At 36.0% G+C, this 8,613-nt stretch carries 6 protein-coding genes; 2 read left to right on the plus strand and 4 right to left on the minus strand.

The window, feature by feature from the left end:
- The first annotated feature begins 3 nt into the window (after window positions 1-3).
- Window positions 4-1,188 (plus strand): acetate/propionate family kinase, encoded by a 1,185-nt coding sequence (locus FNW17_RS15175; protein WP_144072081.1) that lies wholly within the window; start codon window positions 4-6, stop codon window positions 1,186-1,188.
- A gap of 83 nt (window positions 1,189-1,271) precedes the next feature.
- Here FNW17_RS15175 and fumC read toward each other — a convergent pair whose 3' ends face one another.
- Window positions 1,272-2,663 carry a class II fumarate hydratase gene (fumC, locus tag FNW17_RS15180; protein WP_144072082.1) on the minus strand — a complete coding sequence of 464 codons (1,392 nt, stop codon included), beginning with the start codon at window positions 2,661-2,663 and terminating at the stop codon, window positions 1,272-1,274.
- Window positions 2,664-2,853: 190 nt separating this feature from the next.
- On the opposite strand from fumC, the gene FNW17_RS16395 reads away from it, so the two are divergent.
- A complete protein-coding gene (locus tag FNW17_RS16395) occupies window positions 2,854-3,027 on the plus strand; it encodes a hypothetical protein (protein ID WP_185964843.1) in 174 nt (57 codons plus the stop codon).
- 329 nt (window positions 3,028-3,356) lie between these two features.
- Here FNW17_RS16395 and FNW17_RS15185 read toward each other — a convergent pair whose 3' ends face one another.
- From FNW17_RS15185 to FNW17_RS15195, 3 genes are all read right to left on the minus strand, one after another.
- Complete coding sequence (locus tag FNW17_RS15185) at window positions 3,357-5,306, minus strand: OmpA family protein (protein ID WP_144072083.1); 1,950 nt, start codon at window positions 5,304-5,306, stop codon at window positions 3,357-3,359.
- A gap of 11 nt (window positions 5,307-5,317) precedes the next feature.
- Window positions 5,318-6,226, minus strand: a complete 909-nt coding sequence (locus tag FNW17_RS15190) for a PorP/SprF family type IX secretion system membrane protein (RefSeq protein ID WP_143391507.1) — start codon at window positions 6,224-6,226, stop codon at window positions 5,318-5,320.
- Window positions 6,227-6,283: 57 nt separating this feature from the next.
- A partial coding sequence (locus FNW17_RS15195; RefSeq protein ID WP_144072084.1) for a gliding motility-associated C-terminal domain-containing protein occupies window positions 6,284-8,613 on the minus strand: 2,330 nt, incomplete at its 5' end.

An 8,613-nucleotide genomic window follows, 5' to 3' on the forward strand; every position in this document is an offset into this window, starting at 1 on the left:
AAAATGAAAATAGTTATAATAAACTCAGGAAGTTCTTCCATAAAATACCAGTTAATCGAAATGCCTTCCGCAGCAATCATTTGTTCGGGTATGATAGACAGAATAGGGTTGGAGACTTCAAATTTAAGTTATGTTACCAAGACTAATAAAATTGAAAAATTAATTCCTATTGCCAATCATAAAATTGGATTGGAAAAAATTGCCTCACTATTGATGGATGAAAATGTGGGTGTGATTAAAAGTACCAAAGAAATCAATGCTGTCGGTCATCGTGTGGTTCACGGGGGAAGTTATTTCTCTAATACAACCGTTATCAATGATGAAGTAAAAGATAGAATCAAGCAACTTTTTGAATTAGCTCCTTTGCACAATCCAGCTAATTTTGAAGGAATTGTTGTGGCAGAGGATATTTTTGATTCTGCTAAACAAGTAGCTGTTTTTGACACTGCTTTTCACCAAACACTTCCAGTTGAAGCCTATAAATATGCCATTCCAAATTTTCTTTTGACAGAAAATAAGATTCGTGTGTACGGGTTTCACGGCACAAGCCATAAATATGTTTCCGAGAAGGCTATCGACTATTTAGAAAAATCATCCAAAATTATTACTATACATTTAGGAAATGGATGCAGTATGGCGGCCATAAAAGACGGAAAAAGTATTGATACAACCTTAGGTTTTGGGCCAATGAATGGTTTGATTATGGGAACCCGAAGTGGCGATGTAGATCAATCGGCAATATTTTATATGGTCAATTCGTTGGGATATTCACTTAATGAAGTAAGTTCAATGCTCAATAAACAAAGTGGAATGCTTGGTTTAACTGGTTTTAGTGATTTGAGAGATATTGAGTCGAATGCCGAGCAAGGAAACAAAGATTGTCAATTGGCTTTAGATATGAATGCGTACAGAATCAAGAAATATATTGGTTCTTATGTAGCTGCTTTGGGCGGTTTAGATGCTATTATCTTTACTGCAGGAATTGGAGAAAATTCTTCATTCATCCGAAAATTGGTTTGTACAGATATGGAATATTTTGGACTCGAATTGGATTCAGACAAAAACGAATTGCGTTCAAAAGAAATCCGTGAAATCAATTTGCCACAATCAAAAGCCAAAATTTTAGTTATTCCTACCAATGAAGAAATAGAAATAGCCCATCAGGTTTTTGAATTGCTTTCGGTTTAATAAAGTTGTGCAATAAAACCTAACAGGATTTTAAAACCTGTTAGGTTTAAAGCTTCTAACTTCTAACTCCCAACTTCCCGCTTCTAACTTCCCACCATATCCTCAGGTTTTACCCAAGCATCAAAATCTTCGGCAGAAACATAACCCAATCGGATAGCTTCTTCTTTAAGGGTTGTGCCGTTTTTGTGAGCGGTTTGAGCAATTTCAGCCGATTTATAATAGCCAATTTTAGTATTCAAAGCTGTAACCAACATCAACGAATTATTAACCAATTCTTCTATGCGTTTGTTATTGGGTTCAATTCCGCTGGCGCAATTTTCATCAAATGACAAACAAGCATCACCCAACAATCGCGCCGATTGCAGAAAGTTTGCTGCCATTAAAGGTTTGAAAACGTTTAATTCATAATGACCTTGCATTCCTCCAACAGAAATTGCCACGTCATTGCCCATTACTTGAGCACAAACCATGGTTAAAGCTTCGCATTGCGTTGGATTTACTTTTCCGGGCATAATGGAGGAACCTGGTTCGTTTTCCGGAATATGAATTTCGCCAATTCCCGAGCGTGGTCCTGAAGCCAACAGTCGAATATCATTGGCAATTTTATTTAATGAAACTGCCAATTGTTTTAGAGCCCCGTGAGATTCTACAATAGCATCGTGAGCCGCCAAAGCTTCAAATTTGTTGGGAGCGGTTACAAATGGATGTCCCGTAAATTTCGCAATATATTCGGCTACTTTTATGTCATATCCTTCGGGTGTGTTCAATCCTGTTCCAACAGCAGTGCCACCCAAAGCGATTTCGGATAAATGCGCTAATGTATTTTTAAGCGCTTTCAATCCATAACTTAATTGAGCCGCGTATCCAGAAATTTCTTGTCCCAAGGTCAAAGGTGTGGCGTCCATTAAATGTGTGCGTCCTATTTTTACAATTGTATTAAATTCGGCAGCTTTTGATTGAAGTGTGTCTCTTAATTTTTCAACTGCTGGAATTGTTGTTTCAACTACCATTTTGTAGGCGGAAATGTGCATTGCAGTAGGGAAGGTGTCATTGGAAGATTGCGATTTATTGACATCGTCATTGGCTTTGATAAATTGCTCGCCTTCGCCAATGGCAAAACCTTTTAAAACTTGCGCCCGATTGGCAATTACTTCATTGACATTCATATTGCTTTGCGTTCCAGAACCAGTTTGCCAAATGACCAATGGAAATTCATCAGCCAATTTTCCAGCTAGAATTTCATCGCAAACATCAGCAATGGAATCTCGTTTTTCGATTGGTAGTACTCCCAAATCACAATTGGTGTAGGCGGCAGCTTTTTTCAAATAGGCAAAACCCTCGATGATTGCTTTAGGCATCGAAGCCGAAGGACCAATTTTGAAATTATTTCTGGAACGTTCGGTTTGTGCTCCCCAATAGTTGTCGGCAGGAACTTGCACTTCACCCATCGTATCTTTTTCTATTCTGTACCTCATTTTAGGATCATTTTAGATTTTATTTTAAATTCTTTTTTAACAAATTCAATAGTAATAGCTAAAGAAATGGAATTCAAATATTTCTAAATTTACAAATTACTTCTGTTTATAAAAAATATTATCCACTATTTATTGGTAAGAAAAAATATTAAACATACATTTGTGGCTACATTCAAAAATTCCGGAAAAAATGTTTGATTTCACACAGTATTTAGGCTTTTTGCTTTTCTTAACCGTTCTTACAATAGGATTCTGGTTGATGTTTTTCTTAGTTGGTTTCGTATCCTATTGGGTTGGCGGAGCGACTTGGGAAGCTTATAAAGAAAGAAAAGCAAAAAAGAAAGCAGAAGAACAATCAGTTTAAATTGATTGTCGAATAAAAAAAAGACTCGTTTTCGAGTCTTTTTTTTTGCTTAATTTCATTATAAAAAATTTAAACTTGATAATTGGATTGGAGTAATTTTGTATTTCATTTGCTTTCCCTTTTTTCCTAAACTCTAAGAGAATAGGCATAGCATAATTTTAATTTTATCAGTGTTTGAATTTAAAATTGTTCTATGTGGTTAACCATAATTAATGAATTATATTTTTATTCGTAATCTATTCATTAGATTTTAAGATTAAGCTAATAAGAAACCCCTCGAAAACTATATAACTTTCGAGGGGTTTTTAAAGGAAATTATATTTTTAAATTTATAGCGCTGTAATGATAAATTCGCTACGTCTGTTCATTTGATGTTGCTCTTCAGTACAGTTTGATTTGTTGGTAGGCTCGCAACCACAATCGTTTACCAATTGAGTTTCTCCATAACCTTTTCCTGTTAGTCTGTTAGCGTCTATTCCATTTTTGACTAACCAAGCGATGGTCGATTTGGCTCTTCTGTCGGATAAAATCTGATTGTATTGAGCAGTTTGTCGGCAATCGGTATGCGAACGAATATCGAGTTTCATTGTTGGATTTTGGTTCAAAACATCTAATATTTTTTCTAAATCCAGTGCTGCTTCAGTTCTAATGTTGTATTTGTCTAAATCAAAATAGATCATCTTTATGCCAAAGCATTTTCCTAAATCATCGCCAATAGCCACTTTACAGACTTCTTTTTCTAAGGCAAAATTCAAATTGGTTCTTCCATTTTCTCTTGCGATTGCAATTTTTTGTTCCTTAGTAATATATTCTGGTTTTGCCGCTCTTACATTATAGTTTTTGCCACATTCTACTTCGAATTTGTAATTACCTTCGGCATTTGTTATTGTTGTATTAATCAATTTGAATTCGCTGTCAAACAAACTCATTTTGGTGTCAGGAAGCATTTGTGAAGTGTTTAAATCCGTCACGTTACCATATAATTCTTGCAAGCAAACTAGTTTTCTGGTTTCCAAAAATTTGTAAATATCATCGTATCCTTGACTTCCATCTCTATTGGAGGATACAAAACCTCTTCTGGATTTGGTGTCTATTAAATAAGCAAAATCATCTTTTGGTGAGTTGATACCATCACCAACATTTTGAATCTCTCCTAATGTTCCGTCGGTTCCTATTTTGGTCACAAAAACATCTAATCCTCCCAATCCTGGATGTCCATCTGAAGCGAAATAGAGTTCGTTTTCGTCAGTTATTTGTGGGAAGGTTTCTCTTCCTTCGGTATTGATTCCTTTTCCAAGATTTTGTGGAGTACTATAACTACCATCTTCATTTATTTTGACTTTGAATAAATCCGATTGACCGAGTGTTCCAGGCATATCGGAGGCAAAATACAATGTTTTTTCGTCAGGACTCAACGTTGGATGAGCTACGCTGTATAGATCACTGTCAAAAGGCAATTCGATTACTTTGTCCCAATTGTCATTTTCGAAACTGGCTTTGTATATTTTTACTAAGGTTACTCTGTTGGCATCTTTTCCTTTTTTACCATCTAGAAAGTTGTTTCGGGTGAAGTACATTGTTTTCCCGTCTTTGGTGAAAATGGGGGTCGATTCATTGAATTTTGAATTGATTTTATCAGCAAACTTGTTTACTTTTCCTGGAGTCATTTCTTCGTCCAAATCTGAAGCATATAGATTGGTAAAATATTGATTGGTCCAAGTGTGTTTTCTTTGACCTAAACTTCCAGTATCTCTAGCTGAGCTAAAGACTAGTTTGTTGTTATAAAAGGCGCTTCCGTAATCGGAATATTTGGAGTTGATTCCGGCATCTTCTATTTTATATCTTCCTGAATTGGCTTTGATTTGCTCTAGATAGTTTTTGTTTTTTCCGAATAGTTTTCCTCTCGAGTCGTTGCCTGCTTTTTGACTAAATGTTTCTAGCATTTGGTTGGCTTTGTCGTTTTGTCCGATTGCTTTTAAGGATTGGGCATAGCGATAACAATACTCAGATTCTTGATTTGGATTCATTGTAAATAATTCTTGATACCATTTGGCCGCTTTATCCAACTCACCGTTGAAGTAATACGAATTCCCCAGTTTTTGAAACATATCTTCTGATTTGTATCCTTTCTCAACTACTCTTTCATAGGTGCTAACTGCTTTTATATAAGCGTAGTTATCGTATTTTTTGTCGGCAGTAGTAGTTTTGGATTTCTGTGCATAACTATTAAATGAAAAAACACTTACTATCGTTATGTAAAGGAGTATAAAATTTTTCATAATACTTATTTTTAGAAGAATCTTGGAGTTGTTATTTTGTTGTTGTTTTTGAACAATTCATAGCGCAAAAATATTTCGTGCGAACCGGAATTATAGTTGTCTAAATTGGTAGTTTCTTTGTCATAACCATAACCAACATATAATCCATCTGAAACTTGAAAACCTACCATAGCACTCAAAGCAGCACTCCATCTGTAGGATGCACCAAGCATAAATTTGTCATAAAACATAAAGTTTGCAGAAACATCTACTTGTAAGGGAGCTCCTTCAATCATTTTGGTCAAAATGGCTGGTTTGAACTTAACTGTATCATTTAAATCGAACACAAGACCTCCAATGAGGTAATAACTTATTCTTTCCTTGAAAATGGCTACTTCATTGTCGTCATAGCGATTGGTTTCTATGAAGTTAGGAATTGAAAAACCAACATAGGCTTTGTCAGAATGCCAATAAACTCCAGCCCCTATATTTGGAGAGAATGTACTGTAATTTTGCAAACTAGGATCTGCTGCTTGTACTGGATTTAATTTGGAGGCATCCAAATCAAATAAATTCGCTGTAGCCTTAATACCAAAAGACAAATTCCAAGTATCAGAAGTTGGAATAGTATAAGACAAATCGGCAGAAATGGTGTTTTCTGTAGTTGGTCCTATTTTATCATTAATCAATGAGACCCCTAAACCTAAATTGGATTCATTTAGTGGCGTGTTCATAGATACAGTACTGGTTACTGGTGCTCCATCGAGTCCAACCCATTGGGTACGATATAATGCAAACATACTCAAGGCTCCTCTCGACCCTGCATAAGCAGGATTAATATTGATTGTGTTGTACATATACTGTGTAAATTGTGCGTCTTGTTGGGCATAACTTACCATTCCTGTAAACATCAAAGCGAATAATAGTATTCTTGTCTTCATTTAGTTTGGGTTTAAACCCGGGAGTTTTAAATCCCGGGAGTTAGATTTGAGTTAGATTTATCTTGAAAGGTATATAAAACCATCTTTTTTATTAATTATACTATTTCCAGTTCCATCAAAAGTTTCATAATTTAGAATATAAAAATAAGTTCCAGTTGGCAAACCATCAGATTTACTTACTGTAGTTCTTCCTTTTGAGTAACCATCAAAATAATTTGATGTGTTGCTGTATTTAGCGGTTTCGAAAACCAATACTCCCCAGCGGTTGTATATTTCTACATTAACACCAGAAGGATAACAAGCGCTATCTTCTACACCATCAATAATAAGAATGTCATTTTTTTCATCAAAATTAGGTGTTAAGACCTTATGAACAACAATTGCAGCACAATTTTCTCCTAATACTCCACCAACCTCTATAATAACATTTGCATCATCACAATTTGTTGAGATTAATTTCTCACAAATTTGATAAGCAATTGTATAAGTTCCTGCAGGAGTTCCAACAGGCACAATAACTTGTCCCGTAGTAGTGTCTATTACAGGAACTGGACCACCAATAGAAACAGCTGGAATTGTTACTGTAAGATTTACTAGATCTATGGTAACATTAACACCGTTTAGAGTATCATTACCGTTTCCATTATTGTTTAAAACATTTCCTGCATTAGGATTTCCATTTGTTCCATCTATGTCAATAAACTTGTCATCTTGGGCAACGATCGCTTCCGCGATTACTGTTATGGTTACAGTTGCAGCATCACAATTTGTTGGATTTAATTTATCACAAATTGAATACACAATAGTGTAAGTTCCAGCAGGAGTTCCAACAGGAATACTAATTTGTCCTGTTGTTGTACTGATAACAGGAACTGGAGCACCACCGATTGGAGTTGCAGGAGTTGTTATAGTAAGATTTACTTCATTAACAGTAACATTAACACCATTTAAAGTGTCATTTCCGTTTCCATTATTGTTTAAAACATTACCCGCATTGGTATTTCCAATAGTTCCATTTCCGCCAGCGATGGTATCATCTTGAGCGATGATTGCAGGAGCTGTAACTGTTATGGTCACAGTTGCAGCATCACAATTTGTTGGATTTAATTTATCACAAATTGAATACACAATAGTGTAAGTTCCAGCAGGAGTTCCAACAGGAATACTAATTTGTCCTGTTGTTGTACTGATAACAGGAACTGGAGCACCACCGATTGGAGTTGCAGGAGTTGTTATAGTAAGATTTACTTCATCAACAGTAACATTAACACCATTTAAAGTGTCATTTCCGTTTCCATTATTGTTTAAAACATTACCCGCATTGGTGTTTCCAATAGTTCCATTTCCGCCAGCGATGGTATCATCTTGAGCAATGATAACAGGTGCAGTAACAGTTATGGTCACAGTTGCAGGATCACAAATCGTTGGATTTAATTTATCACAAATTGAATAAACAATAGTGTAAGTTCCAGCAGGAGTTCCAACAGGAATACTAATTTGTCCTGTTGTTGTACTGATAACAGGAACTGGAGCACCACCGATTGGAGTTGCTGGAGTTGTTATAGTAAGATTTACTTCATCAACAGTAACATTAACACCATTTAAAGTGTCATTTCCGTTTCCATTATTGTTTATAACATTACCCGCATTGGTATTTCCAATAGTTCCATTTCCGCCAGCGATGGTATCATCTTGAGCAATGATAATAGGAGGATTCCCAGTTATATCCCAAATACAAGTTTCTGGATTCCAAGTTGCAGTTTCATAATTAGCCAATGTTGGTTGAACAGGTTGTGTTCCGGTTACAATCCAAGCACAAGTAGCAGTATCAAAAGAAGCTGATTCATAACAAGCCAATGTTGGTTGAACAGGTTGTGTTCCGGTTACAATCCAAGCACAAGTAGCAGTATCAAAAGAAGCTGATTCATAACAAGCCAATGTTGGTTGAACAGGTTGTGTACCCGTTACAATCCAAGCACAAGTAGCAGTATCAAAAGAAGCTGATTCATAACAAGCCAATGTCGGTTGAACAGGTTGCGTACCCGTTACAATCCAAGCACAAGTAGCAGTATCAAAAGAAGCTGATTCATAACAAGCCAATGTCGGTTGAACAGGTTGTGTTCCCGTCACTATCCAAGCACAAGTAGCAGTATCAAAAGAAGCTGATTCATAACAAGCCAATGTCGGTTGAACAGGTTGTGTTCCAGTAACTATCCAAGCACAAGTAGCAGTATCAAAAGAAGCTGATTCATAACAAGCCAATGTTGGTTGAGCAGGTTGTGTACCCGTCACTATCCAAGCACAAGTAGCAGTATCAAAAGAAGCTGATTCATAACAAGCCAATGTTGGTTGAACAGGTTGTGTTCCGGTTACAATCCAAGCACAAG

Source organism: Flavobacterium franklandianum, from assembly GCF_007097365.1.
In the GTDB taxonomy this organism is placed as follows: domain Bacteria; phylum Bacteroidota; class Bacteroidia; order Flavobacteriales; family Flavobacteriaceae; genus Flavobacterium; species Flavobacterium franklandianum.

Coding starts and splice junctions, on each gene's coding strand:
- FNW17_RS15190 (WP_143391507.1), bottom strand. CDS start 6,226: ATGAAGACAAGAATACTATTATTCGCTTTGATGTTTACAGGAATGGTA.
- fumC (WP_144072082.1), bottom strand. CDS start 2,663: ATGAGGTACAGAATAGAAAAAGATACGATGGGTGAAGTGCAAGTTCCT.
- FNW17_RS15185 (WP_144072083.1), bottom strand. CDS start 5,306: ATGAAAAATTTTATACTCCTTTACATAACGATAGTAAGTGTTTTTTCA.
- FNW17_RS16395 (WP_185964843.1), top strand. CDS start 2,854: ATGTTTGATTTCACACAGTATTTAGGCTTTTTGCTTTTCTTAACCGTT.
- FNW17_RS15175 (WP_144072081.1), top strand. CDS start 4: ATGAAAATAGTTATAATAAACTCAGGAAGTTCTTCCATAAAATACCAG.